The organism is Hydrogenophaga sp. L76, assembly GCF_057654755.1.
Map to the genome: position 1 here is coordinate 3,711,250 of NZ_CM172807.1, position 25,565 is coordinate 3,736,814.

The window sequence follows — 25,565 nt, forward strand, 5'->3', positions numbered from 1 at the left end:
GCCATGACCACAACCGCCAGTGGCGCACTGAAAGGCGTGAAGGTGATTGACCTCACGCGGGTGCTGGCGGGACCGCTGTGCACCCAGATGCTGGCGGATCACGGTGCCCAGGTGATCAAGGTCGAGCCGCCTTCGGGCGACGAGACCCGGGGCCTCGGGCCGCCGTTCGACGGCGACGGCAACGCGGCGTATTTCCTCGCGCTCAACCGGGGCAAACAGGCCATCAGCCTGGATTTGTCAAAGCCGGAGGCGCAGGAAGTGCTCCACCGACTGCTGGCCGACGCGGATGTGCTGGTCGAAAACTTCCTGCCGGGCACCCTGGAGCGCTGGGGGCTGGGCTTTGAGCAGACGCTGTCGGCGCGTTACCCCCGTCTCATCCACTGCAGCATCACCGGCTTCGGCAACGACGGTCCGCTCGGCGGGCTGCCGGGTTACGACGCCGTGCTGCAGGCCCTGTGCGGCCTGATGAGCATCAACGGCGACGAGTGCAGCGGCACCACGCGGGTGGGCATGCCGATCGTGGACCACCTCACCGGCTACGTGGCCCTGACCGGCATCCTCATGGCGCTGGTGGCGCGCCAGGCCAGCGGAAAAGGGCAGCGGCTGGAGGCCACCCTGTACGACACCGCGCTCAGCCTGCTGCTGCCGCACGCGTCCAACTGGTTCGCGTCGAAGGACTCGCCGCGGCTGCTGGGCAGTGCACACCCGAACATCGCGCCCTACGACAAGTTCAGGGCGCAGGACGGGGAGCTGTTCATCGGCATCCTGAACGACGCGCAGTTCCGTCGCCTGGGCGCCTGCCTGGGACTGGACCAGCTGCTGGAGGACGAGCGCTTTGCCTCCAACAGCCTGCGCGTGGCCAACCGCGCGGCGTTGAAGGCCGTGATTGAAGCGGCCATCCAGGACCGGGCTTGCGAGTCCTTGTGCGAAACGCTGATGCGCTCGGGCGTGCCGGCCGGCGCGGTGAATTCGGTGCCGCAGGCACTGGCGCATGCGCACTGCGAACACCGCGACATCGTCGTTCGCCGCGGGAACTACACCGGCCTGCGGTCTCCCATGAGGCTGCTCGGAACCCCGGGCGCTCCGGGCGTGCGCCCCCCTGGCTTTGCCCAGGACACCGAAACCATCCTGGCCGGGCTTGGCTATGCAAAGGAAGACCGCCAACGATTACGAGAAATGGGTGCCGCCCCCGGGCCCAGAAGCTAGCGGCCATCTGGCCATCACAATAGAAGGAGACAAGCATCATGCATTTATTCAAAGTACTCATCACCGCCGCCTGCGCGCTGACGACCACCATGGCCGTTCATGCGCAGACCTACCCGTCGCGGCCCATCAAGATCATCGTCGCCTACGCCGCCGGGCAAGGTACCGACATCGCCACGCGATACCTCGCCACCCAGTTGTCGAGCGATCTGGGCCAGCCCATCGTGATCGAAAACAAGGCCGGCGCCGGGGGCAACCTGGGCACCGAACTGACCAGGCAGGCGGCGCCAGACGGTTACACGCTGACCATGGGCACCAACGCCACCCATGTGCTCAACCAGTTCCTGTACAGCAAGCTGCCGTTTGATGCGGCGCGGGACTTCGAGCCGATCGCCCTGGTCGGCACCTTCCCCATGGTGGTGGCGGTGAACAGCGCTTCGCCGCTGACTTCGGTGGCCGAACTGGTGAGCCTGTCAAAAAGCAAGCCTCACAGCGCCGACATCGCCATGCCCAGCACCACCGCGCGGCTGGTGCTTGAGTTGCTGAAGGACACCTCCTCGATGGAACTCTTCGGCATTCCGTACAAGGGTTCGGGCAACGCCATGACCGACCTGCTGGGCGGACAGCTCCCGGCGATCATCGACACGCCGACGGCCTTGCGCCCCCACCTGGCTTCGGGCAAGGTTCGCGCCCTGGGGGTGACTTCTGCCCAGCCCAGTGGCCTGGTTCCGGGCGTCAAGACGGTGGCGGAGCAGGGTTTCACCGGTTTCGAGGTGGTGGCATGGAACGCCCTGTACGCACCCAAAGGTACCCCCCCGGCGATCGTCAACACCTTGAACGCCGCCATCAACAAGGTGTTGATGCGACCTGAAACCCGCCAGCGCTTGCTGGACATGGGCTTTGACCCAGCGGGCGGAACGGTGACCCAGCTGGCCGACTTCGCGAGCGCGGAACGCAAGAAATGGGCGCCGGTGATCCAGCGCGCAGACATCCGGGTCGATTGAGGTTGGCCCCCGGAGCGCCCTGAACCAGCGCTTGGTTCAGGGCCGGTCGAGCAGCAGGTCGGCGATCGAGCGGGCTTCCCGCTGCATCGCGGCCGCCAGCTGCGACGTGGCGGTCGCCTGCAGCTGGCTGGACAGGCCGACGGCCACCAGGGTGTGCATGAGCCGGCCCGAGGGCTCGAAGATGGGCACCGCCACGACGGTGATTCCGCTCATGAAGTTGTCGCGGTCCATACTCCAGCCGCGTGCCCTGGTCTCTTCGACTTCCTTTTTCCACTGGGCAAAGCTCGGGGCCTTGTCCCACTCGATGGCGCTGAACTTCTTGCGCAGCGCGGTCCAGTTCTCGCCGCTGTAGGCCGCGATCAGGCGCCCCGTGGCGCTCACCAGGGAAGAAAACTGGCTGCCCACGTCGGTGTGCATGCGGAACGGCTGGTCCGACCGCGACAAGGCCAGCACCACCACGGTCTGCTTGGGCGTCACCTCCACCCCCATCGCCGTCACCCCGAACGAAGACGCCAGCCGGTCCAGGCCCGGCTGGGCCAGCTGGGCAAAGCTGCCGCCCTTGAGCACGCTGCGGGCCAGGCTGATCATGCCGCTGCCCAGTGCGTAATGTTTGGTGCCGGGTTCCAGCTTCACCAGTTCCTCGCTCACCAGCACCCGCAGGATGTGCAGGCAGGTGCTGGGCACCAGGCCCAGTTCGTCGGCAATCGCCTTCACGCCCAGGGCCTGGTTGGTTCGCCCCAGCAGACGCAGGATGGCGATGGACCGCGTCACCGCGGGCACATCGCGCACGCGAACACTTTTCTTCACCGGTGCGGTGGGCTGCCGGGCGGTCTTGGGTTCAGGTGGCATCGGGTTCTTGGTTCCATGGAAAGCATTTGTCCATGGACAATCTTAGCCTGACCGTTTCGAGACCCGGCCCGGATCAGGCCGGTTGCTGCAGCCCATCGCGGGGAATCTGCTGCGGCCGGCCGTCCTGGTCGACGGCGACGTAGGTCAGGCTGGCCTCGGTGACCTTCGCGTACTGGCCCTGGGTGCCAAAGCGCTCGGCGAACACCTCCACCTGCACGGTGATCGAGGTGTTGCCTATGCGTGTGACGTGGGCGAAAAAGCTCAGGATGTCGCCCACGCGCACCGGCTGCTTGAAGATGAACTGGTTCACCGCCACGGTGACCATGCGGTCCCGGCAGTAGCGGGCCGGCACCACCGCGCCGGCCAGGTCGACCTGGGCCATGACCCAGCCGCCGAAGATGTCGCCATTGGCGTTGCAGTCGGCCGGCATGGGAATGACCTTGAGCACCAGTTCGCGGTCCTGGGGCAGGGTGGTTTGCGGGCGGGGGCTTGTTTCGGTGGACATGGGCACAATCTCTGAATCAACGATTTGCCCCATTGTCCCGCATGCGCTCCCATTCATCCCGTGTTTCCATGCCCCTGCCGGCGACCCCCTCCCCCGGGGACGCAGCGGCACAGCGCCGCTCCGACTGGGCCACGCTCTCGCGCCTGTTGCCCTACCTGTGGCAGTACAAGTGGCGCGTGGGCTTTGCGCTGGCCTTCATGGTGGCGGCCAAGATGGCCAACGTCGGCGTGCCGCTGCTGCTCAAGGAGCTGGTGGACGCGATGACGATCAAACCCGGCAGCGTCGAGGCGCTGCTGGTGGTGCCGCTGGGGCTGATCGTGGCCTACGGGCTGCTGCGCCTGTCCACGACCGTGTTCACCGAGCTGCGCGAACTCGTGTTTGCCAAGGCCACCGAGGGCGCCACGCGAAGCATCGCGCTGCAGGTGTTCGGCCACCTGCATGCGCTCAGCCTGCGCTTCCACCTGGAGCGCCAGACCGGGGGCATGACGCGCGACATCGAACGCGGCACACGCGGCGTGCAGTCGCTCATTTCGTATTCGCTCTACAGCATCTTCCCCACGCTCATCGAGGTGATCATGGTGCTCACGCTGCTGGGCACCAAGTTCGACATGGGCTATGTCTGGATCACGCTGGTGGCGCTGGTGCTCTACGTGACCTTCACCGTGACCGTGACCGAGTGGCGCACCAAGTTCCGGCGCGAGATGAACGAGCTGGAGTCGGTGAGCCAGACGCGCGCCATCGACTCGCTGCTGAACTACGAGACTGTCAAGTACTTCAACAACGAAGCTTTCGAGGCGAGCCGCTACGACGAGGCGCTGGAGAAGCTGCGCCGCGCGCGCATCAAGAGCCAGACCACGCTGTCGCTGCTCAACGCGGGCCAGCAAGTGGTGATCGCGGTGGCGTTGGTGCTGATGCTCTGGCGCGCGACCCAGGGCGTGGCCGAGGGCCGCATGACGCTGGGCGACCTGGTGATGGTCAACGCCTTCATGATCCAGCTCTACATTCCGCTGGGCTTTCTGGGGGTGCTCTACCGCGAGATCAAGCAGAGCCTGACCGACTTGGACAAGATGTTCGTGCTGCTGGAGAAGGAGCGCGAAATCGCCGACCAGCCGGGCGCGCAGGACCTGGTGCTCGACGGCCCGCCGGCGGTGACGTTCGAGAACGTGCGCTTCTCCTACGAGCCAGCGCGCGAGATCCTGCACGGCATCAGTTTCGAGATCCCGGCCGGCAAGACGGTGGCGGTGGTCGGGCCCTCGGGCTCGGGCAAGAGCACGCTGGCGCGGCTGCTCTACCGCTTCTACGACGTCAGCAACCACGAACCCGGGGGGCCGCACGGCGGCGGGCGCATCAACATCAACGGCCAGGACATCCGCGAGGTCACGCAGTCCAGCGTGCGCCAGGCCATCGGCATCGTGCCGCAGGACACGGTGCTGTTCAACGACACCATCGAATACAACATCCTCTATGGCCGGCCCGAGGCCGGGCACGAGGCCGCGGTCGCCGCTGCGCAGGCGGCGCACATCCACAGCTTCATCCAGAAGCTGCCGCTGGGTTACGCCACCACGGTGGGTGAGCGCGGCCTGAAGCTGTCGGGTGGCGAGAAGCAGCGGGTGGCGATTGCACGCACGCTGCTGAAGAACCCGCCCATCGTGATCTTTGACGAGGCGACCTCGGCGCTGGACTCGGCGAATGAGCGGGCGATCCAGGCGGAGTTGAAGAGTGCGGCGCGGAACAAGACCTCACTGGTGATTGCGCACCGCTTGTCGACGGTGGTGGATGCGCATGAAATTCTGGTGCTCGTCAACGGTGAGATCGTTGAGCGGGGCACGCACGCTGATCTGGTTTCGCGTGGTGGTGTGTATGCGGGGATGTGGGCGCTGCAGCAGTCAGGGACGGACTGATCCCTCTTTGTCGTTGTGTCTTTGGCCTTCGAGGCGTGCCGGGTCTCGGCCCGGCGGCCGTGTCTTCACGCCCTCTGCCACTGGGAGAGGGCAGGGGTGAGGGCCAGGCCAGCCATGCCACCGGAGCGAACGACCCCGCCAGCCCTCAAGCCGCCCGCATCTTCCCCGTCTGCTCATACCGGTTGTGCCAAGACAGCGCTTCGTCCAGCAGGTGCGGCGTGTGCATGCCGCCATGCCCCGCGCGGGCGTTGGCTTCGCTGCGTTCCACGTAGTCCAGCAACGCGGGCCTGAAATCCGGGTGGGCACAGCGCTCGATGATCAGGCGCGAGCGTTGGCGCGGTGACAGGCCGCGCAGGTCGGCCAGGCCTTGTTCGGTCACGATGATCTGCACGTCGTGTTCGGTGTGGTCCACGTGGCTGGCCATGGGCACGATGCAGCTGATGCTGCCGCCCTTGGCGGTGGACGGGGTCATGAACACCGAGAGGTAGGCGTTGCGCGCGAAGTCGCCCGAGCCGCCGATGCCGTTCATGATGCGTGTGCCCATCACGTGGGTGGAGTTGACGTTGCCGTACAGGTCGGCTTCGATCATGCCGTTCATGGCGATGATGCCGAGCCGGCGGATCACCTCGGGGTGGTTGCTGATCTCCTGTGGCCGCAGCACGATGCGCTCGCGGTAGAAGTCCAGGTTGGCGAGGAACTCTTGCATCACGGGCGCCGAGAACGACAGCGCGGTGGAAGAGGCCATGGCCATCTTGCCGGACTTGAGCATGGCGAGCATGCCGTCCTGCAACACCTCGGTGTAGCCCTGCAGGTGATTGAACGGGCCCTCGTTCAGGCTCTCCATCACCGCGTTGGCGATGTTGCCCACGCCCGACTGCAGCGGCAGCAGCTCGGGCGGCAGGCGGCCCTGCTGGACTTCGTCCTGAAAGAAGGCCATCAGGTGGCCGGCGATGCGTTTCGAGGCGTCATCGGGCGCCGAGAAGCGGGTGTCGCGGTCGGGCAGGTTCGTCTCGACGATGGCGATCACCTTGGCCGGGTCGCAGCGCAGGTAGGGCTCGCCGATGCGGTCGCCGGCGTGGGTCATCGGGATCGGCTTGCGGTGCGGCGGGCGTTCGGTGCCGTAATAAATGTCGTGCATGCCTTCCAGGCCCAGGCTGTGGCCGTGGTTGACCTCCAGGATCACCTTGTCGGCCTGGTCCAGCCAGGTCTTGTTGTTGCCCACCGAGGTGGCCGGGATCAGGCGGCCGTCTTCCAGGATGCCCGCGACCTCGATCACCGCCACATTGAGCTTGCCGAGGAATCCGAACCACACGTACTGCGCCACGTGCGAGAGGTGGATGTCGATGTAGGCCATCTCGCCGTCGTTGATGCGCGCGCGGCAGGTCGGGTCCGACTGGTAGGGCAGGCGCATGTCCATGCCGCCGACCTTGGCGAGCGCGCCGTCGAGTTCGGGCGCGGTGGAGGCGCCGGTCCAGACACCGATGCGGAATGCCTTGCCGGCGTCGTGGTGCGCCTGGATGTGCCGGGCCAGCGCCAGCGGAATGGCCTTGGGGTAGCCGGCGCCGGTGAAGCCGCTCATGCCGACGTGGTCGCCGTTTTCGATGAGGGCGGCGGCGGCCTCGGCCGACATGATTTTCTGGCGCAGGCCGGCGTGGGCGATGCGGGACGGGCGGATCGGAGGCGGGTTCTGTGTCATGGGATGGAATATCAGGGTTAACCCTAGGTATTGGCTATCGTAACGGATGCCCATGACCGCAAAGCGTCAAAACACCGGGATTCACCCGCGCGCATAATCCGCGACCATGGAAACCAAGTGGCTGGAAGACTTTGTGAGCCTGGCTGAAACGCGCAGCTTCAGCCGTTCGGCGCAGCTGCGCCACGTCACCCAGCCCGCGTTTTCGCGCCGCATCCAGTCACTCGAAGCCTGGGCCGGCACCGACCTGGTGGACCGGTCGTCCTATCCCACCCGCCTCACGCCCGCGGGCCAGACGCTCTACGAGCAGGCGCTGGAAACCCTGCAGGCGCTGCAGACCACGCGCGCCATGCTCAGGGCCCACACGGCCGCGGCGCAGGACGTGATCGAGTTCGCGGTGCCGCACACGCTGGCCTTCACCTTCTTCCCGGCCTGGCTCTCCAGCCTGCGCGAGAGCTGCGGCCCGATCAAGAGCCGGCTGATCGCGCTCAACGTGCACGACGCCGTGATGCGCCTGGTCGAAGGCAGCTGCGACCTGCTGATCGCCTACCACCACACCTCGCAGCCGATCCAGTTGAACGCCGCGCGCTACGAGATGCTGCCGCTGGGCCGCGAGACGCTGTCGCCCTTCGTCAAGCCCAACGAACAGGGAGAACCCCTGTTCACGCTGCCGGGCACGGTGGCGCATCCGCTGCCCTACCTGGCCTACGCGCCCGGCGCCTACATGGGGCGCGCCGTGGAGCAGATGCTCAAGCAGAGCACCGCGACGGTGCACCTGGACCGCATCTATGAAACCGACATGGCCGAAGGCCTCAAGGCCATGGCGCTCGAAGGACACGGTGTGGCCTTCCTGCCCGCCAGCGCCGTGCGCCGTGAGCTGCGCGCCAAGCGCCTGGTGAGCGCGGGGCAGGGACTCGACACCGCGCTGGACATCCGCATCTACCGCGAGCGACCGGGCACGCGCAAGGCCAAAGGCTCGGTGGATGCGTTCTGGAACGATCTGGAAAAACACCTGGCCGCGCAAACCAAGGCCTGAGCTGCAGGCTATTTGAGACAATGGGATCATGAACGCCCCTGTCTCTGCACCCCAGACCCTCACCATCACCCGCCCCGACGACTGGCACCTGCACGTGCGCGACGGCGAGGCCCTGCGCACCGTGGTGCCGCACACCGCGGCCCAGTTCGGCCGCGCGATCATCATGCCCAACCTGAAGCCGCCGGTGACCACCGCGGCGCAAGCCCTGGCCTACGCAGAACGCATCCGCGCCGCCGTGCCCGCCGGCATGGGCTTCGAGCCGCTGATGACGCTGTACCTGACCGACAACCTGCCGGCCGACGAGATCGCCCGCGCCAAAGAGGCCGGCGTGGTCGCCGTCAAGCTCTACCCGGCCGGTGCCACCACCAACAGCGACGCCGGCGTGACCGACATCCGCAAGACCTACAAAACGCTCGAAGCCATGCAGAAGGCCGGCATGCCGCTGCTGGTGCATGGCGAAGTCACCAGCCCCGAGATCGACCTGTTCGACCGCGAAGCCGTGTTCATCGAGCAGCAGCTGAAGCCGCTGCGCCGCGACTTCCCCGAGCTCAAGATCGTGATGGAACACATCACGACGAAAGAAGCCGCGCAGTACGTGGCCGAGGCCGACGAGTACCTGGGCGCCACCCTCACCGCGCACCACCTGCTCTACAACCGCAACGCCATCTTCACCGGCGGCATCCGCCCGCACTGGTACTGCCTGCCGGTCCTGAAGCGCGAAGTCCACCGCCAGGCCCTGGTGGCCGCGGCCACCAGCGGCAACGCCAGGTTCTTCCTCGGCACCGACAGCGCACCGCACCCGGCGCACCTGAAGGAGCACGCCACCGGCTGCGCCGGCTGCTACACCGCCCACGCCGCCATCGAGATGTACGCCGAGGTCTTTGACGCGGCCGGCGCGCTCGACCAGCTCGAAGCCTTTGCCAGCTTCAACGGCCCGGCCTTCTACGGCCTGCCGCGCAACAGCGGCACCATCACGCTGAAGCGCGAAAGCTGGACGCCGCCCGAGAGTTTTGCCTTTGGTGAAGCCGAGCTGAAACCGTTGCGCTCGGGCGAGGCACTGCCCTGGAAGCTGGTGGGCTGAACCACCATGTGCGCGTTGATCGAGGCGGTGCAGACCTGGCCGGCGCCCGACTGGGCGTTGCCCTGGAACGCGCCGTTTGCCGTGGATGGCGCGGTGGTGCGCAGCGCCTGCGAGCGGGGTGTTCCGCTGCCGCAGGCGCTGACGCAACGCATCGGAACCCTCGGCCCGCGCTTCGTGCCGCAGGCCGATCTGCCCGAAGGCACAGCCTACGAGCAGTTCATCTTCGAAACCGGCAGCGTGCCCACGCGAGAAGGCCTGCACGACTTCTTCAATGGCTTGTGCTGGATGCGCTTTCCGGCCACCAAACGCCTGCTCAACCGCCTGCAGGCGGAGGAGATTCAGAAAGCCGGTGTGGGCCAGGTGCGCGGCCCGGTGCGCGATGCCATCACGCTGTTCGACGAAAACGCCGTGCTGTTGCAGGCCCCAGACGAACTCTGGGACGCGCTGATCGCGCGCGAGTGGACCCGACTCTTCGTGGCGCTGCGGCCCCTGTGGGCGCAGGCGCGGCTGGTGCTGTTCGGCCACGCCCTGCTGGAGAAGCTGGTGACGCCCTATAAGTCGATCACCGGCCATGTCTACCGGGCGCCGGTGCCGCCGGGCCTGGGTGATGACCTGGCGGCATGGGATGCCTGGCTGGCGGGCCGATTGAGCGCGACCGGGCTGGGTGAAAAGCCCTTCACGCCACTGCCCGTGCTCGGGGTGCCGGGCTGGTGGGCCGGGAATGAAAAGGCGGACTTTTATGCCGACGCCGGTGTGTTCCGGCCGCAGCGCCTCCCTGGAGATGCCCGGTCACCGAGCGCTGGCTGAATCGTTCAAGTCTTTGAAATTCAAGGCTTTTCCCTTGAATTGCCGACACCTGTCCCCATACTGGTTTCTCGGTATCATGCGCGCACCCGCCCCGGTGCCGCGCGGACACCGGCCCCGGGTTTCAGATGGAACCTTGGGGCGGCTGAACGATCCTGTCTTTGCAGCCGGTTGTTCAACCGGGTCACCGTCCACATGGAGAAAAAATGAAACGCATCCTGCTGTTTGTCCTGACCAACTTCGCCGTCATGGCGGTGTTGCTGGTCACCACCCGCATCCTGGGTGTGGACCGCTTCCTCACCGCCAACGGGTTGAACATGACGGCGTTGGCCGGGTTCTCGCTCGTGATCGGTTTTGGCGGCGCCATCATCTCGCTGCTCATCAGCAAGCCCATGGCCAAGTTCAGCACCGGCGCGCGGGTCATCAACCAGCCTCAGACCGCCGACGAGGCCTGGATCGTGCAGACAGTGCAGAAGTTTGCCGAAAAGGCCGGCATCGGCATGCCCGAAGTCGCCATCTACGACGGCGCGCCCAATGCGTTTGCGACCGGTGCTTTCAAGAACTCGGCCCTGGTGGCGGTGTCCACCGGCCTGCTGCAGAGCATGACCAGGGAAGAGGTCGAAGCCGTGATCGGCCACGAGGTGGCCCACGTGGCCAACGGTGACATGGTGACCATGACGCTGATCCAGGGCGTGATGAACACCTTCGTGGTGTTCCTGAGCCGCGTGATCGGTTATGCCGTGGACAGCTTCCTGCGCCGCGGAAGCGACAGCCATTCCGGTCCGGGCATCGGCTACATGGTGACCACCATCGTGATGGACATCGTGCTGGGTTTCCTTGCCGCCATCATCGTGGCCTGGTTCAGCCGCCAGCGCGAGTTCCGCGCCGACGCTGGCGCGGCCAACTACATGGGGCGCAAGCAACCCATGATCAACGCGCTGGCGCGCCTGGGTGGCCTGACGCCCGGCGAGCTGCCCAAGACCATGCAGGCCATGGGCATTGCCGGCGGCCTGGGCAAGCTGTTCTCCACCCACCCGCCGATGGAAGAGCGCATCGAAGCGCTGCAAAAACTCTGATCCCCTCGCTCCGGAGCCGCCGTTTGATCGGTGGCTTCTGACCAGCAAAAAGCCCCGCGATGTCTCGCGGGGCTTTTTGCTGGGGGTCGGGGTCGGGCAGAAGCCTGGCCCGGGATCGCGCTGGACTGTGGCTTATTCGGCGCTGGCCTGCTGGACAGTGGCCGCTGCGTCGAGGTGTTGCCGCTGCAATTGCGCGACCGCGTCAAAGCGGGCGCGGAACGTCGGGCTCATCGGGATGTTCTCGCTCTGGCGCGCGATCTCCAGCGGGTCCTGGTGCACGCCACGGTCGCGGAATTCGAAGTGCAGGTGTGGCCCGGTCGAAGCACCGGTGGAGCCCACGGCCCCCACGCGGTCACCCTGCTCAACCTTCTGGCCCTGCTTCACGTCGATGCGACTCAGGTGCGCGAAAAGGGTCGACTGGTTGTTGCGGTGGGTGATTTCAATGGTATTGCCGTAGCCGCCTTTTCGGCCGGCAAAGGTGACCACGCCGTCGCCGATGGTGCGCACGGGCGTGCCGGTGGGCGCTGCGTAGTCCACACCCAGGTGGGCTTTCTGCTTGCGAGAGATGGGGTGAAAACGCATGCCGTAGCCGCTGCTGACGCGCGAAAACTCCAGCGGTGAGGTCAGGTAGGTCTTGCGCGCGCTCTGGCCGTCAAAACCGAAATAGGCACCCTTGTGGCCAGGTTCTTCGAACCAGACGGCTTCGTGCGTGCGCCCGTTGTTGACGAACTCGGCGCTCAGCACGCGTCCGGCGCGCATCGTTTCGCCGTCCGCTTCCAGACTCTCGTAGACCACGCTGAACCGGTCACCCTGGCGCAGGCTGCGGCGGAAGTCGATGTCGGAACCGAAGATCTCGGCCAGTTGCACGGCCACGCCGTCGGGCAGGCCGATGGCGTCGGTCGCGGCAAACAGGGAGCTGTTGATGACGCCTCCGGCCAGGCGGACGCTGGGCGTGAGCTCGGCGGTTTCCAGCCGAACCTTGTGACCCAGGGGGTCGGCTTCGATCACCATGCGCTGGAATTCACGCCCATCGTCGGGCAACCAGCGTGCAATCAGGCGCTGCAGTTCGTGGCGGTCGTTGGTTTCCGCGGTGACCAGCTTGCCCGTTCGGCCGTTGAAAAGCTGGCGCGCCGTGGCGTCGTTGCGCAGGAAAGCCAGAGCAGCCGAGTCGGCCACCCCCAGGCGTTGCAGCAGGCTCTGGGCGGTGTCATCGCGGCGCACCTGGTCGCTGCGGAACAGTGTGAGCGATGCAGCGGGTGAGGCGACATCGGTGAGCAGCGGGGCACCCAGCGGAGCCGTGTTCAGCGCCTCGATCACTTGCCGAACCGGCAGATCGGCGGCATCGGGAGCCAGCGGTGCGATGCCAAAAGCCGTCACGCCGGTGCCCAGCAAAATCGCGCCCACACCCAGCGTGATGCGGCGGGGGTGTCGGAGCAGTCCACGGACCAGGAGGCTGGAGGAAGAGAGTGCAAACTGGGGCAGCGAGCCCGGTTTCATGGAAATCAAGGTGCGGTTCCAGCGGGCTTGCCGCAGCGGCGACAGGCAAAAAAAGGACGCCTGATTCGGGGATCGAACCCGTGATCATGGCGCACAAAGGGGCTTGCGTTTGGAAGGCTCCAGGCCGGGCCACTAAAATCCACGCTCGCTAACTCAAAAGTATAGCCAGTTCCAGGGCTGTTGCAGTTGAAAAACCCCTTATGAATCACAGCCTTAACGAAACAAAAGGTGTTCAGAAATCCACGCTGGAGGCGGTGCAGCCGACGGACGGTGTGCGCGAGGCGCTGGCGGTGACCCTGAGAGGCATCGAGGAACTGATCCCGCAGGACGACTGGGTGAAAAAGCTGGCGAAGTCCGAAGCCACCGGCGTGCCGTTGCGCATCAAGCTCGGGCTGGACCCGACCGCACCCGACATCCACATCGGTCACACGGTGGTGCTCAACAAGATGCGCCAGCTGCAGGACCTGGGCCACCAGGTGATCTTCCTGATCGGCGACTTCACCAGCCTGATCGGCGACCCCTCGGGCCGCAACAACACGCGTCCGCCACTGACCACCGAGCAGATCAAGGCCAACGCCGAGACCTACTACAGGCAGGCCAGCCTGGTGCTGGACCCGGCCAGAACCGAGATCCGTTACAACAGTGAGTGGTCGCTTCCGTTGGGCTCGATGGGCATGATCCAGCTCGCGGCCAAGTACACCGTGGCGCGCATGATGGAGCGCAACGATTTCCATGACCGTTTCAAGGCCGGCACGCCGATCTCGGTGCACGAGTTCCTGTACCCGCTGATGCAGGGCTACGACTCGGTGGCTTTGAAGAGCGATCTGGAGCTGGGCGGCACGGACCAGAAGTTCAACCTGCTGATGGGCCGCCACCTGCAGCAGGAGTATGGCCAGGAGCCTCAGTGCATCCTGACCATGCCGCTGCTCGAAGGCCTGGACGGCGTCGAGAAGATGTCCAAGTCCAAGAACAACTACATCGGCATCACCGAAGAGGCGAACAGCATGTTCGCCAAGGTGCTGAGCATCAGCGACACGTTGATGTGGCGCTGGTACACGCTGCTGTCGTTCAAGTCGCTGGCCGAGATCGAGGCGCTGAAGCAGGAAGTGGCCGGCGGGCGCAACCCCAAGGACGCCAAGGTGATGCTGGCCAAGGAGATCACGGCGCGCTTCCACAGCGCGGCAGCGGCGGATGCGGCGGAGCAGGATTTCATCAACCGCAGCAAGGGCGGTGTGCCGGACCAGATTCCCGAGGTGTCGCTGTCGGGTGCGCCCATGGGTGTTGCGGCGCTGCTCAATGCCGCCGGACTGGTGGCGTCCAACGGTGAGGGCAACCGGCTGATCGATGGTGGTGGTGTGCGCATCGATTCTTCTGTGGTCAGCGACAAGGGTCTGAAGCTGGGCGCCGGGGTTTATGTGGTGCAGGTGGGGAAGCGGAAGTTTGCGCGGGTGACTTTGGGCTGAGTTGCAGCTTCTTTCGCCCTGATTTCTTTCATGCACCTTTGCGGGATCGGGGCGCCAGCGCGCTCTGTTCCGTTCGTGTCCCCCGGACCGGCTGCGCCGGTCCTCCTCCTTGACCTCACTGCACAGAACGCACTGTCACCTCGATCCGAAGCGGTGCTGGCAGGCCACCGTTGATGCGCCCTTGTTGGCATGCCGCTCAGTCGGCGGTCTGAAGGACCGGCGTGGCTGGCGCAGCGAAGTCAAGGAGGAGGGGCCGCGCAGCGGCCCCGGGGGACATGAGCGGAGTCAGCCGCGCCGGTTCTTCAGACCATGAGGTAACGCCTGAGCACAAGGGTTTCGGTCGCACGGCTGCCTTGGCGGCGAAAACAGCACGACCTCACTCAAACAGCGGCTTCACGTTCCAGATATCGTCGGCGTACTCGCGGATCGTGCGGTCCGACGAGAACGCGCCCATGCCGGCCACGTTCATGATGGCCTGGCGCGTCCACTCGGTGGGGCGGCGGTAGACCTCGTCCACCTTCTGCTGCGTGGCGATGTAGTCGGCGTAGTCGGCCAGCAGCAGGTAGTAGTCCGATTCGAGCAGGGTGCGCGTGATGTCGTGGAAACGCTTGGGCTCTTCGGGGCTGAAGGCGCCCTCGGCGATGCGGTCGATGGCGGTCTTCAGGTCGTAGTTGTGGTCGTAGTAGCGGTGCGGGTTGTAGCCGCTGGCGCGCAGGGCCGCCACCTGCTCGGTGCGCAGGCCGAAGATGAAGATGTGGTCGAGCCCCACGTTTTCGGCGATCTCGATGTTGGCGCCGTCCCAGGTGCCGATGGTGAGCGCACCGTTGAGCGCGAACTTCATGTTGCCGGTGCCCGAGGCTTCGGTGCCGGCGGTGGAGATCTGCTCCGACAGATCGGCCGCGGGGATGATGACCTCGGCCAGCGACACGCGGTAGTTCGGCATGAACACCACCTTGAGCTTGTCGCCGATGCGCTTGTCGTTGTTGACCGTGCGCGCCACGTCGTTGATGAGCTTGATCACCAGCTTGGCCATGTAGTAGGCCGAGGCCGCCTTGCCGCCGAAGATCACGGTGCGCGGCACCCAGTTGGCGTTCGGGTGGGCGAGGATCTGCTGGTAACGCGTGACCACGTGCAGCACGTTGAGCAACTGGCGCTTGTACTCGTGCATGCGCTTGATCTGCACGTCGAACAGGCTGTCGGGGTTGACGATCACGCCCGTCTCCTGCGCGATGCGCTCGGCCAGGCGCTTCTTGTTCTGCGTCTTGGCGAGGCGGAAGGCGTTCTGGAATTCGGGTTCGGTGGCGAACTCGCGCAGTGCGCTGAGTTCGTCCAGGTGGCGGCGCCAGGTGCTGCCGATGCGCGCGTCGATCAGTGCCGAGAGCGGGCGGTTCGCTTGAGAGAGCCAGCGCCGCGGCGTGATGCCGTTGGTCTTGTTGCAGAAACGCTCGGGCCAGATCCTGGCGAAGTCGGCAAAGATGGTTTCCACCATCAGCTGGCTGTGCAGCGCCGACACGCCGTTGATCTTGTGGCTGGCCAGCACCGAGAGCGAGGCCATGCGCACCCTGCGCTGGCCACGTTCGTCGATCAGCGAGACGCGGCGCAGCAGTTCGTGGTCATTGGGGAAGCGGTCGTGCACCTCGGCCAGGAAGCGCGCGTTCAGGTCGTAGACGATGCGCAGGTGGCGCGGCAGCAGGCGGCCCATCAGGTCCACCGGCCAGGTCTCCAGGGCTTCCTGCATCAGCGTGTGGTTGGTGTAGCTGAAAATGCGCTGGCACAGGTCCCAGGCGCTGTCCCAGTCGAGCCGGTGCTCGTCCACCAGGATGCGCATCAACTCGGGCACGGCCAGCGCGGGGTGGGTGTCGTTGAGGTGGATGGCCACCTTGTCGGCGAGCTGGTCGAAGCTGCCGTGGTCCTTCAGGTAGCGGCGCACGATGTCCTGCAGCGAGGCGCTGACAAAGAAATACTCCTGGCGCAGGCGCAGCTCCTTGCCGTGTTCGGTGCTGTCGTCGGGGTAGAGCACGCGCGAGACGTTTTCCGACTCGTTCTTGGCCTCCACGGCGCGCATGTAGTCGCCCTTGTTGAAGGCGTCGAGGTTGATGCCGCTGGTGGCGCGCGCGGTCCACAGGCGCAGCGTGGCCACACTGCTGAGTTCGTGGCCGGGCACGCCGCTGTCGTAGGCGGTGGCGATGACGTCGTCGGTGTCCACCCAGCGCACGTGCTCGCCTTCCTGCACCAGGCGGCCACCGAACTGCACGGGATAGCTGAACTCGGGGCGCATGAATTCCCAGGGGTTGCCGTTGACCAGCCAGTAGTCGGGTTCTTCGACCTGGCGGCCATCGACGATGCGCTGCGCGAACATGCCGAAGTCGTAGCGGATGCCATAACCCATGCCGGGCAGGCCGACCGTGGCCATGGAGTCGAGGAAACAGGCCGCGAGGCGACCCAGGCCGCCGTTGCCCAGGCCGGGGTCGTTTTCCAGGTCGATCAGGGCGTCGAAGTCGGCGCCGAGCTGGGTGCAGGCGGTCCTGGCGTCGTCGTGGATGCCGACCGCGAGCAGGGCGTTGGTGAGCGCGCGCCCGGTCAGAAATTCCAGCGAGAGGTAGTACACGCGCTTGGCGTCGCTGTCCTGCGCGGTGGCCAGGGTTTCGCGCCAGCGGTCCATGGTGCGGTCGCGCACGGCGTGGAACAGGGCAAACAGCCAGTCGCGCCGGGTGGCGGAGCGCAGGTCTTTGCCGACCGCGTAGACCAGCCGGTTGGCGATCGACTTGCGCAGCGCGTCGACTGTGTTGTCCAGGTGGTCGTATTCGAACGGCGCGGTGACGGTGCCGATCGCGGTGCCGGTGGTGGGTGTGAGCAGGGTGTTGGGCATGGCGGTGGTGTCGGCAGGTCGGTGGCGAACGGGAGGGGGCGGTGTTTCGGGTTCAAGCAGAACGCGTGCCATCGGTGGCAGTGGCCAGAGCGGTCTCGTAGACCCGCAGGTAGTCGCTGGCGGCGCGGGCCCAGTCGAAGCGCAGCGCCATGGCGTGGCGCTGCACGGCCAGCCAGTCGGCCGGGCGTCGCTGCAGGGCAAACGCGCGCCGCAGCGCGGACGACAAGTCGGCCACGTTCAGATCGTGGAAGACGAAGCCGCTGGCGCTGCCGTCGTCCAGGTTTTCCAGGCTGCAGTCGGTCACCGTGTCGGCCAGACCCCCGACGGCGCGCACCAGCGGGAGCGTGCCGTAGCGCAGGCCGTAGAGCTGGGTCAGGCCGCAGGGTTCGAAGCGCGAGGGCAGCAGGATCACGTCGGCGCCGGCGATGATGCCGTGGGCCAGCGCCTCGTCGTAGCCCACGCGCAGGGCCACCTGACCCGGATGGCGCTGTGCGCAGTCCTGCAGCGCGGCTTCGATGGCGGCATCGCCCGCTCCCAGCACGGCGAGCTGGCCGCCGCGCTGCACCAGTTCGTCGACCACGGCGGGCAGCAGGTGCAGGCCCTTCTGTTCGGTGAGGCGGCTGACGACGGCGAACAGCAGGGCGTCGGGCCGTTTTTCCAGGCCGACCGTCTTTTGCAGCCGCGACTTGGCCTTGGCTTTGCCGCTCAGGCGGGTGGCGCTGAAGCCGGGCCGGACCAGCGGGTCCGCTTCCGGGTTCCAGACCGCGTCGTCCACGCCGTTGAGAATGCCGCTCAGCACCGACTGGCGTGCACGCAGCACCCCGTCGAGCCCGCAACCCTGTTCGGGCCCGGTGATTTCACGGGCGTAGGTGGGGCTGACCGTGGTGATGGCGTCGCTGTACAACAGGCCGGCCTTCATGAAGGAGATCTGGCCGTGGAATTCGAGCCCGTCGAGGTGGAACAGCGGATCGGGCAGGCCCAGGGCGCTGCGCTGGTCCGCGTCGAACAGGCCCTGGTAGGCCAGGTTGTGGACGGTGAAGACCGTGGCTGGCCGGTGCTGTCCGGAAGGGGGGAGCTGATGCAGGTAGGCGAAGGCCAGGCCGGTGTGCCAGTCGTGGCCGTGCACCACGTCCGGGCGCCAGGTGGGGTCCAGGCCGGTGCCGAGCAGGGCGGCGGCCCAGCCCAGCCAGGCGAACTGCTGCGCGCTGTCGGGCCAGGGCTGGCCGCTGGCGTCGAGGTAGGGGTTGCCTTCGCGTTCGTACAGGCCGGGCGCGTGCAGCAGCAGCACGGGTTGGCCGCTGGCACCGATGCGTCCGGCCTGCAGCCAGGGCGCGGGGCCGGCCGTGGTGTCGGGCCGAGGGCCGAGGCCCCAGGGCAGGCCGGGCGCGCCGCCCGCTGGCACCGGCAGGGCGGGGCCTTCCGGTGTCACACCCGCCACCACGGACGGGAAGGCGGGCAGCAGCAGGCGCACGTCGGCACCCGCGGCCGCCAGCGCCGGCGGCAGACCCGCACTCACATCGGCCAGCCCGCCGGTCTTGAGCAGCGGATAGACCTCGGAACAGACGTAGAGAACGCGCAATGTCATTTCAAGGCTTCAAGCATGGCTCGGGTGACGAGCACCACACCGCTGTCGGTGCGGAAGAAACGGCGCGCGTCTTCAGCCGCATCGAAGCCGATCTGCATGCCGTCGGGGATGACGCAGCCGTTGTCGATCACCACCTTGCGCAGACGGCATTCGCGGCCCACGTCCACTTCGGGCAGCAGCACGGATTCTTCGATCGTGGTGAAGGAGTGCAGCCGCACCTTGGAGAACAGCACCGAGCGGCGCACCGAGGCGCCCGAGATGATGCAGCCGCCCGAGACCAGCGAGTCCACCGCCATGCCGCGGCGGCCGTCGTCGTCGAACACGAACTTGGCGGGGGCGAGCTGTTCCTGGTAGGTCCAGATCGGCCAGTCGCGGTCGTACATGTCGAGCTCGGGCACGGTGCCGGTGAGGTCGATGTTGGCGGCCCAGTAGGCGTCGACCGTGCCGACGTCGCGCCAGTAGGCGGGTGCCTCGGGCGTGCTCTTGACGCAGGAGATGCCGAAGGGGTGGGCCACCGCATCGCCCGCGGCCACCATGGCCGGGATCAGGTCCTTGCCGAAGTCGCGGCTGGAGCCGGGCGTGGCCGCGTCTTGGGCGAGCGCTTCAAAGAGGTGCTGCGCATCGAACACGTAGATGCCCATGCTGGCCAGCGCCACACCGGGCTTGCCCGGCATGGCGGGTGGGTTGGCGGGTTTTTCCAGGAAGCCGACAATGCGCCGCTCGGTGTCGATCGCCATCACGCCAAAGGCGGTGGCCTCGGCCAGCGGCACTTCGATGCAGCCCACGGTGCATTTTTTGCCCTGCGCCACGTGGTCGGCGATCAGGCCCGAGTAGTCCATCTTGTAGATGTGGTCGCCGGCGAGGATCAGGATGTACTCGGGCTTGTGCGCACGCAGGATGTCCAGGTTCTGGTAGACCGCGTCGGCCGTGCCCAGGTACCAGCTTTCGTCGCCCATGCGCTGCTGGGCGGGCAGCAGGTCGATGAATTCGTTGAACTCGTTGCGCAGGAAGCTCCAGCCGCGCTGCAGGTGGCGCAGCAGGCTGTGCGACTTGTATTGCGTCACCACGCCGATGCGGCGCACGCCCGAGTTCAGGCAGTTGGAGAGCGCGAAGTCGATGATGCGGAACTTGCCGCCGAAGTACACCGCGGGCTTGGCGCGCCGGTCGGTCAGCGCGTGCAGACGCGAACCACGCCCGCCGGCGAGCACGAGGGCGATGGTGCGTTTGGCCAGTTGCTGGGGGTTGGGCTTTTCCATGCGTGTCTCCTGTCGTGTTGAAAGGCGGGGAAGGTCAGGGGAGGGGCCAACGCCCGTGGGCACGGGTCATGGCGGCCAGCCGCTCGGCGGGTTCGTGGTTCACCTGGCTCCAGTCGAAGCGCCATTCCCAGCAGCCGGTGGCGAGGCCAGGGGTGTTCATCCGGTGCCGGGTGTCCAGGCCCAGCACGTCCTGGAACGGCACCACCAGCGTGTTGGCGACCGACATGGACAGCGCGTTGATCAGGGTCCAGTGCGGCTCGGTGTCGACGCAGTGGCCCAGGTAAGCGCGCGCGGCCGTCTTTTCACCCGCCGTCGCACTGGTCCACCAGCCCACCGTGGTTTGATTGTCGTGTGTGCCGGTGTAGGCCACGGTCTGGCGCTCCAGGTTGTGCGGCAGGTACGGGTTGGCCGGGCCGCTGCCAAAGGCGAATTGCAGGATGCGCATGCCCGGGAAGCCGCAGGTCTCGCGCAGCGCGGTCACTTCGGGCGTGATCAGACCCAGGTCTTCCGCAATGATGGGCAGGCGGCCCAGCTCTTCCTGGATGGCGTCGAAAAAATGCTGGCCCGGACCGGGCTGCCAGTGGCCGGCGATGGCAGTGGGTTCGCTGGCCGGGATTTCCCAGTGCGCCTCGAAACCGCGGAAGTGGTCCAGCCGCACCACGTCCACCTGCTGGAACTGGTGGGCCAGCCGGTCTTTCCACCAGCGGTAGCCGCGGTGCGCCATCGCTTTCCAGTTGTAGAGCGGGTTGCCCCAGCGTTGTCCGGTGGCGCTGAAATAGTCGGGCGGCACGCCGGCCACCACGGCGGGGTCCATCTGATCGTCGAGCAGGAACTGGTCGGCGTGGGCCCACACGTCGGCACTGTGGTGCGCGACGAAGATGGGCGCGTCGCCCACCATCTGCACGCCGCGCTCGCGTGCGTAGCTGCGCAAGTTCTGCCACTGCACCCAGAAGCGCCATTGCACGAAGCGCCAGAAACCCAGCGCGTGCACCGACTGTTCGCGCACCGCGTCCAGCGCGGCAGGCTCGCGCCGGGCCAGTGGCTCCGGCCAGAGCGACCAGGGGCCGCCGTGGCGTTCGTCCAGCACCATGAAGAGGGCGTAGTGATCGAGCCAATGGGCCTGTTCGGCGCAGAACGCGGCGAGGGCCTCGCGGCAGACGTCGGTGGCGCGCTGGCTGAAACCGTCCCAGGCCTTGCGCAGGCAGGCCATGCGGTACGGGGCCACGCGCTCGAAATCGCAATGGTGGTGGTCGAAGCCCTTGCGCGCCAGCCAGGGCAGCCAGCCCTGGTGCACCAGGTCGTCCAGGTCGACCATCAGCGGGCTGCCGGCGAAGGCCGAGACGCTCTGGTAGGGCGAGTTGCCGGGGCCCGCGGGCGAGAGCGGCAGGATCTGCCAGATCGACTGGCCGGCCGAGGCCAGCCAGTCCACGAAGTGGCGGGCGGCGGGTCCGAGGTCGCCCGAGCCGTGCGGGCCGGGCAGGCTGGTGATGTGCAGCAGCACGCCGCAGGTGCGGCGCGAGAGCAGGTCGCTGGGTTGGTGGTTCATGGTGTGAGGCGGAGGAGGGGTCATCCGCCCTGCAAACTCTGGACCAGCACACACATCCGGGTCTCGGCGAGGTGCAGCTGGCTGCTCACGGGTTCACCCGCCGCTTCGTTCAGGGCCACAAAGCCGCGGGCACTGTCCAGCCGCCGCGACCAAGGTCCCGGCGGCAGGGCCATGGTGGTGTGGCCGCGACCGGCGTGCCAGACCAGCAGCAGGCGTTCGGCGGGTGGTTGGCCCTCTTCACCCACGGTGATCACCGCGCCCAGGGTGCAGTGTCGGCTGTTGTTCCAGGACGCGTTGTGCATCGCCGCGCCATCGCCGTGCAGCCAGGCGATGTCGACGGGCCCGCCCGGCGCCAGCGACTGGCCGCTGAACCAGCGCGCGTGGCGCAGGCCGGGGTGCTGGCGGCGCAGCGCGGCGAGACCGGCCACGAAGTCGGTCATCTCCCCGTCGGCCTGCGGCCAGGCCAGCCAGGTGAGGGCGTTGTCCTGGCAGTAACCGTTGTTGTTGCCTTGCTGGCTGTGGCCGATCTCGTCACCGGCCAGCAGCTGCGGCGTGCCCTGGGCGCAGAACAGCGTGGCGAGCAGGGCGCGGCGCCACAGGCCGCGCCGGTGTTGCACCAGCGGATCGTCGCTGGGGCCTTCGGCGCCGGCGTTGGCGCTCAGGTTGTGGCCGTGGCCGTCGCGGTTGTCCTCGCCATTGGCGGCGTTGTGCTTCTGGCTGTAGGCCGTGAGGTCGGCCAGGGTGAAGCCGTCGTGCGAGGTGAGCAGGTTGACGCTGGCCACGGGCAGCCGGCCTTGGTGGTGAAACAGGTCGCTGCTGGCACTCACGCGGCTGGCGAGTTCGCCGAGCGAGGCGTGGTGCCCGAGCCAGAAGGCACGCACGCCATCGCGGAAGCGGTCGTTCCATTCCAGCCAGCCGGGGGCAAAACCACCGCTGTGGTAGCCGTTGGGGCCGATGTCCCAGGGTTCGGCGATCAGGCGCACACCGCGCAGCACCGGGTCTTGCGCCATGGCGGCGAGCAGCGGCGCGTGCGGGTGGAAGGCATGACCGAGCGCGGCGACGCGGCCGAGCGAGACCGCCAGATCGAAGCGGAAACCGTCCACGCCGTAGGCCATCACCCACCAGCGCAGGCTGTCCATCACCCACTGCACCACGCGCGGCTCGCTCACGTTGAGGCTGTTGCCGCAGCCGCTGAAGTTGTTCGGCACGCCGTGTTCGCCCATGGCGTACCAGGCGTTCTGGCCCAGGCCGCGCCAGCAGAGCGTGGGGCCGTCGAGGTCGCTCTCGGCCGTGTGGTTGAACACCACGTCGAGCACGACCTCGATGCCGGCGCGGTGCAGCGCATCCACCATCTGGCGGAACTCGGCGCGCACGGCGGCGGCTTCGGCGGCGTTCGACGGATCGTGTCCGCCGGTGGCGGCCGCGTAGGCGGGTTCGGGCGCGAACGCGTTGAGGGTGTTGTAGCCCCAGTGGTTGACCAGGCCGCGCGCGAGCAGGTGGCGCTCGCTGATGTGCTGGTGCACCGGCAGCAGGCAGACGGTGGTGACGCCCAGGCGTTGCAGGTGGGCGAGCACGGCCGGGTGGGCGAGCGCGGCGTAGCTGCCGCGCTGCGCGTCCGGGACCTCGGGATGCAGGCGCGTGAGTGCCTTCACGTGGGCTTCGTAGATGAACACACGCTCACCAGCGATCACCGGGCGCGGCGCGATGGCGTGGCCGGCGTCGAGTTCGGCCTGGGTATCCACCACCACGCATTTCGGCATGGCCGCGGCGTTGTCCAGCGGGTTGGGCTGATGCTGTGCCCAGGGCTGGGAGGGGTGCAGCGGGTCGGCCACGGCATGGCCGGCCTGCAGCGCGAGCTGCCCGGTGCTGCCCACCAGGGCCAGGGCCCAGGGGTCGAGCAGCAACCGGGCGGGGTTGAAGCGCTGGCCCGCTACCGGCACCCAGGGGCCGCTGGCGCGCAGGCCGTAGAGCTGGCCGGCGGTCAGGCCCGACACGAAGGCCTGCCAGACGCCGTTGCCCTCGGGGGCCAGTGCGATGCGGCGGGTTTCCGGGCCGGTGGCGGTGTCAAACAGGCACACCTCCAGGCCTTCAGCCTGCGGTGCCCAGACGGCAAACTGCACGCCGGATTGCCCTTTCAGTTCGTGCAGGTGGGCACCCAATGCCGGGGTGACGTGCGCCGGGTTCATGCGCTTGCGGGTTCTGGCTTCAGCCACAACACCGCCAGTGGCGGCAACGTGAGCGCCGCCGACCAGCGCTGGCCGTGCATCGGCACCTCGTCGGTCTGCACGCGGCCGTGGTTGCCGACGTTGCTGCCGCCGTAATGGGCCGAGTCGGTGTTCAGGGTCTCGTGCCAGTGGCCGGCGTGTGGCAAGCCGACGCGGTAGCCGTGGCGCACCAACGGCGTGAGGTTGGCGACCAGCACCACCGTGTCTTCGAGCCGGTGGCCGTAGCGCGCGAAGGCCAGCACGGAATGGTCGGCGTCGTCCACCACCAGCCACTGGAAGCTGTGCGGGTCGGTGTCGCGCGCGTGCAGCGCCGGCTGCGCGCGGTAGGCGTGGTTCAGGTCGCCCACCAGACGCTGCACGCCGGCGTGCGCCGGGTCGCCCAGCAGGTGCCAGGGCAGTTCGCTGTCGTGGTCCCACTCGGTGGGCTGGGCCAGTTCGGCGCCCATGAAGAGCAGCTTCTTGCCGGGGTGCGCGTACATCCAGGCGTAGAGCGCGCGCAGGTTGGCGAGCTGCTGCCAGCGGTCGCCGGCCATCTTGCCCAGCAGCGAACCCTTGCCGTGCACCACCTCGTCGTGCGAGAGCGGCAGGCAATAGTCTTCGCTGTGTGCGTACATCATCGCGAAGGTGAGCTTGTTGTGGTGCCAGCGGCGGTGCACCGGGTCCATCGAAAAATAGGCCAGGGTGTCGTGCATCCAGCCCATGTTCCATTTGTGGTCGAAGCCCAGGCCGCCTTCGGCCACGGCGCCGGTCACGCGCGGGAAGGCGGTGGATTCTTCGGCGATGGTGGTGGCCTGCGGCGCTTCGCGCTGCAGCACCTCGTGCACCTCGCGCAGGAAGGCGATGGCCTCGTAGTTCTCGCGTCCGCCGTCGCGGTTGGGCACCCACTCGCCGGCCGGGCGGCTGTAGTCGCGGTAGAGCATGGACGCGACCGCGTCCACGCGCAGGCCGTCGATGCCGTACTGCTCGACCCAGAACAGCGCGTTGCCGACCAGGAAGTTGCGCACCTCGTGGCGGCCGAAGTTGTAGATCAGCGTGTTCCAGTCGCGGTGGAAACCTTCCTTCGGGTCGGCGTGTTCGTAGAGCGCGGTACCGTCGAAGCGCGCCAGCGCGTGTTCGTCGGCGGGGAAGTGGGCCGGCACCCAGTCCAGGATGACCTTCAGGCCGGCGGCGTGTGCGGTGTCAACAAAGCGGCGCAACGCCTCGGGCGAACCGTGGCGCGCGGTGGGCGCATACAGGCCGGTGGGCTGGTAGCCCCAGGAGGCGTAGAACGGGTGTTCGCTGACCGGCAGCAGCTCCAGGTGGGTGAAGCCCAGGCCGGCGGCGTAGGGCACAAGGTGGGTGGCGAGATCGTCCCAGGTCGGCAGGGTGTGTGGTCCCTCGGGACGCTTCCACGAACCGGGGTGCACTTCGTAGACGGCCATGGGCGCGGCGGGGCGGGTGTGGGTCGCGGCCGGCGCCGGTGCGGCCCGCAGCGGTTCGCACACGCGCGCGGCGTTGCCCGGGGGCAGCTCGGTTTCGCGCGCGTAGGGGTCGGTCTTCATCACGTGCCGGCCGTCGGCGCCCTGCACATCGAACTTGTACCAGGCGCCCACGCCGGCACCGGGCACGAACAGCTCCCAGACACCGCACTCGGGGCGAAACCGCATGGGCTGGGGCTGCCAGCCGTTGAAGTCGCCGGTCAGGCCGACGTGGCGTGCGTGCGGCGCCCAGACCGCGAACGCCGTGCCCGCCACCCCGTCCATCCCGGTGGTGTGGGCGCCCAGTTTCTGCCAGGGCCGCAAGTGCTTGCCTTCGGCCAGCAGCCAGGCGTCGGTCTCGCCGATCCAGAAGCTGGTGGGGGTGCCGGGTGGGGTGGGGGAAGTGGAAGATGGGTTCATGGCGGCACGCTGTTGGGGCATTCTGGCACCGAACGGGAACCCGCTGGTGACAGCACGGGCCCGCCTGATACGGCCCGCGTGGCGCACAGAACGCG

General features: G+C 67.4%; 18 protein-coding genes. 8 read left to right on the forward strand and 10 right to left on the reverse strand.

Annotation, left to right across the window (positions count from 1 at the left end; translation table 11 throughout):
* Window positions 1-3 precede the first annotated feature (3 nt).
* Window positions 4-1,206 carry a CaiB/BaiF CoA transferase family protein gene (locus AC23D4_RS18110; protein WP_472886962.1) on the forward strand — a complete coding sequence of 401 codons (1,203 nt, stop codon included), beginning with the start codon at window positions 4-6 and terminating at the stop codon, window positions 1,204-1,206.
* Between the two features lie 38 nt (window positions 1,207-1,244).
* On the forward strand, window positions 1,245-2,207 hold the full coding sequence (locus AC23D4_RS18115) for a Bug family tripartite tricarboxylate transporter substrate binding protein (protein WP_472886963.1): 963 nt from the start codon (window positions 1,245-1,247) through the stop codon (window positions 2,205-2,207).
* Between the two features lie 36 nt (window positions 2,208-2,243).
* On the opposite strand, the gene AC23D4_RS18120 is transcribed toward AC23D4_RS18115, so the two are convergent.
* Both AC23D4_RS18120 and AC23D4_RS18125 read right to left on the reverse strand, forming a co-directional pair.
* Entirely contained in the window at window positions 2,244-3,056 is an 813-nt protein-coding gene (locus tag AC23D4_RS18120) for an IclR family transcriptional regulator (RefSeq protein ID WP_472886964.1), read from the reverse strand.
* Window positions 3,057-3,129: 73 nt separating this feature from the next.
* Complete coding sequence (locus AC23D4_RS18125) at window positions 3,130-3,561, reverse strand: acyl-CoA thioesterase (RefSeq protein WP_472886965.1); 432 nt, start codon at window positions 3,559-3,561, stop codon at window positions 3,130-3,132.
* 68 nt (window positions 3,562-3,629) lie between these two features.
* Here AC23D4_RS18125 and AC23D4_RS18130 point away from each other — a divergent pair, with 68 nt between their 5' ends.
* Window positions 3,630-5,462: an ABCB family ABC transporter ATP-binding protein/permease gene (locus AC23D4_RS18130; protein ID WP_472886966.1), complete on the forward strand. Its 1,833-nt coding sequence runs from the start codon at window positions 3,630-3,632 to the stop codon at window positions 5,460-5,462.
* 145 nt (window positions 5,463-5,607) lie between these two features.
* Here the strand turns inward: AC23D4_RS18130 and scpC are convergent, their stop codons facing one another.
* The gene (scpC, locus tag AC23D4_RS18135) at window positions 5,608-7,158 is read right to left on the reverse strand and encodes a succinyl-CoA:acetate CoA-transferase ScpC (protein ID WP_472886967.1); all 1,551 of its coding nucleotides are present in this window, start codon (window positions 7,156-7,158) and stop codon (window positions 5,608-5,610) included.
* Between the two features lie 106 nt (window positions 7,159-7,264).
* Here scpC and AC23D4_RS18140 point away from each other — a divergent pair, with 106 nt between their 5' ends.
* The 4 genes from AC23D4_RS18140 (at window position 7,265) to htpX (ending at window position 11,152) form a co-directional block, all read left to right on the forward strand.
* A complete protein-coding gene (locus tag AC23D4_RS18140) occupies window positions 7,265-8,191 on the forward strand; it encodes a LysR substrate-binding domain-containing protein (protein ID WP_472886968.1) in 927 nt (308 codons plus the stop codon).
* 28 nt (window positions 8,192-8,219) lie between these two features.
* Window positions 8,220-9,272: a dihydroorotase gene (gene pyrC, locus AC23D4_RS18145; protein ID WP_472886969.1), complete on the forward strand. Its 1,053-nt coding sequence runs from the start codon at window positions 8,220-8,222 to the stop codon at window positions 9,270-9,272.
* Window positions 9,273-9,278: 6 nt separating this feature from the next.
* Window positions 9,279-10,079 carry a DUF3025 domain-containing protein gene (locus tag AC23D4_RS18150; protein ID WP_472886970.1) on the forward strand — a complete coding sequence of 267 codons (801 nt, stop codon included), beginning with the start codon at window positions 9,279-9,281 and terminating at the stop codon, window positions 10,077-10,079.
* A 203-nt stretch (window positions 10,080-10,282) separates the two neighbouring features.
* Window positions 10,283-11,152 (forward strand): protease HtpX, encoded by an 870-nt coding sequence (gene htpX, locus AC23D4_RS18155; protein WP_305361155.1) that lies wholly within the window; start codon window positions 10,283-10,285, stop codon window positions 11,150-11,152.
* A 132-nt stretch (window positions 11,153-11,284) separates the two neighbouring features.
* On the opposite strand, the gene AC23D4_RS18160 is transcribed toward htpX, so the two are convergent.
* Window positions 11,285-12,649: a M23 family metallopeptidase gene (locus AC23D4_RS18160; RefSeq protein WP_472887111.1), complete on the reverse strand. Its 1,365-nt coding sequence runs from the start codon at window positions 12,647-12,649 to the stop codon at window positions 11,285-11,287.
* A gap of 200 nt (window positions 12,650-12,849) precedes the next feature.
* On the opposite strand from AC23D4_RS18160, the gene tyrS reads away from it, so the two are divergent.
* Window positions 12,850-14,112 (forward strand): tyrosine--tRNA ligase, encoded by a 1,263-nt coding sequence (tyrS, locus tag AC23D4_RS18165; RefSeq protein WP_472886971.1) that lies wholly within the window; start codon window positions 12,850-12,852, stop codon window positions 14,110-14,112.
* A gap of 376 nt (window positions 14,113-14,488) precedes the next feature.
* Here tyrS and AC23D4_RS18170 read toward each other — a convergent pair whose 3' ends face one another.
* From AC23D4_RS18170 to glgB, 6 genes are read right to left on the reverse strand one after another with little or no spacing between them, the layout of a single operon-like run.
* Window positions 14,489-16,981, reverse strand: coding sequence for a glycogen/starch/alpha-glucan phosphorylase (locus AC23D4_RS18170; RefSeq protein ID WP_472886972.1), 2,493 nt, complete (start codon window positions 16,979-16,981; stop codon window positions 14,489-14,491).
* Between the two features lie 52 nt (window positions 16,982-17,033).
* A complete protein-coding gene (gene glgA, locus AC23D4_RS18175; protein ID WP_472887112.1) occupies window positions 17,034-18,560 on the reverse strand; it encodes a glycogen synthase GlgA in 1,527 nt (508 codons plus the stop codon).
* A 2-nt stretch (window positions 18,561-18,562) separates the two neighbouring features.
* Window positions 18,563-19,822, reverse strand: a complete 1,260-nt coding sequence (glgC, locus tag AC23D4_RS18180) for a glucose-1-phosphate adenylyltransferase (protein WP_472886973.1) — start codon at window positions 19,820-19,822, stop codon at window positions 18,563-18,565.
* 34 nt (window positions 19,823-19,856) lie between these two features.
* Window positions 19,857-21,368 (reverse strand): 4-alpha-glucanotransferase, encoded by a 1,512-nt coding sequence (gene malQ, locus AC23D4_RS18185; protein WP_472886974.1) that lies wholly within the window; start codon window positions 21,366-21,368, stop codon window positions 19,857-19,859.
* Between the two features lie 20 nt (window positions 21,369-21,388).
* Window positions 21,389-23,554, reverse strand: a complete 2,166-nt coding sequence (glgX, locus tag AC23D4_RS18190) for a glycogen debranching protein GlgX (protein WP_472886975.1) — start codon at window positions 23,552-23,554, stop codon at window positions 21,389-21,391.
* Complete coding sequence (gene glgB / locus AC23D4_RS18195; RefSeq protein ID WP_472886976.1) at window positions 23,551-25,470, reverse strand: 1,4-alpha-glucan branching protein GlgB; 1,920 nt, start codon at window positions 25,468-25,470, stop codon at window positions 23,551-23,553. Before glgB ends, glgX begins: the two co-directional genes overlap by 4 nt.
* Between the last annotated feature and the right edge of the window lie 95 nt (window positions 25,471-25,565).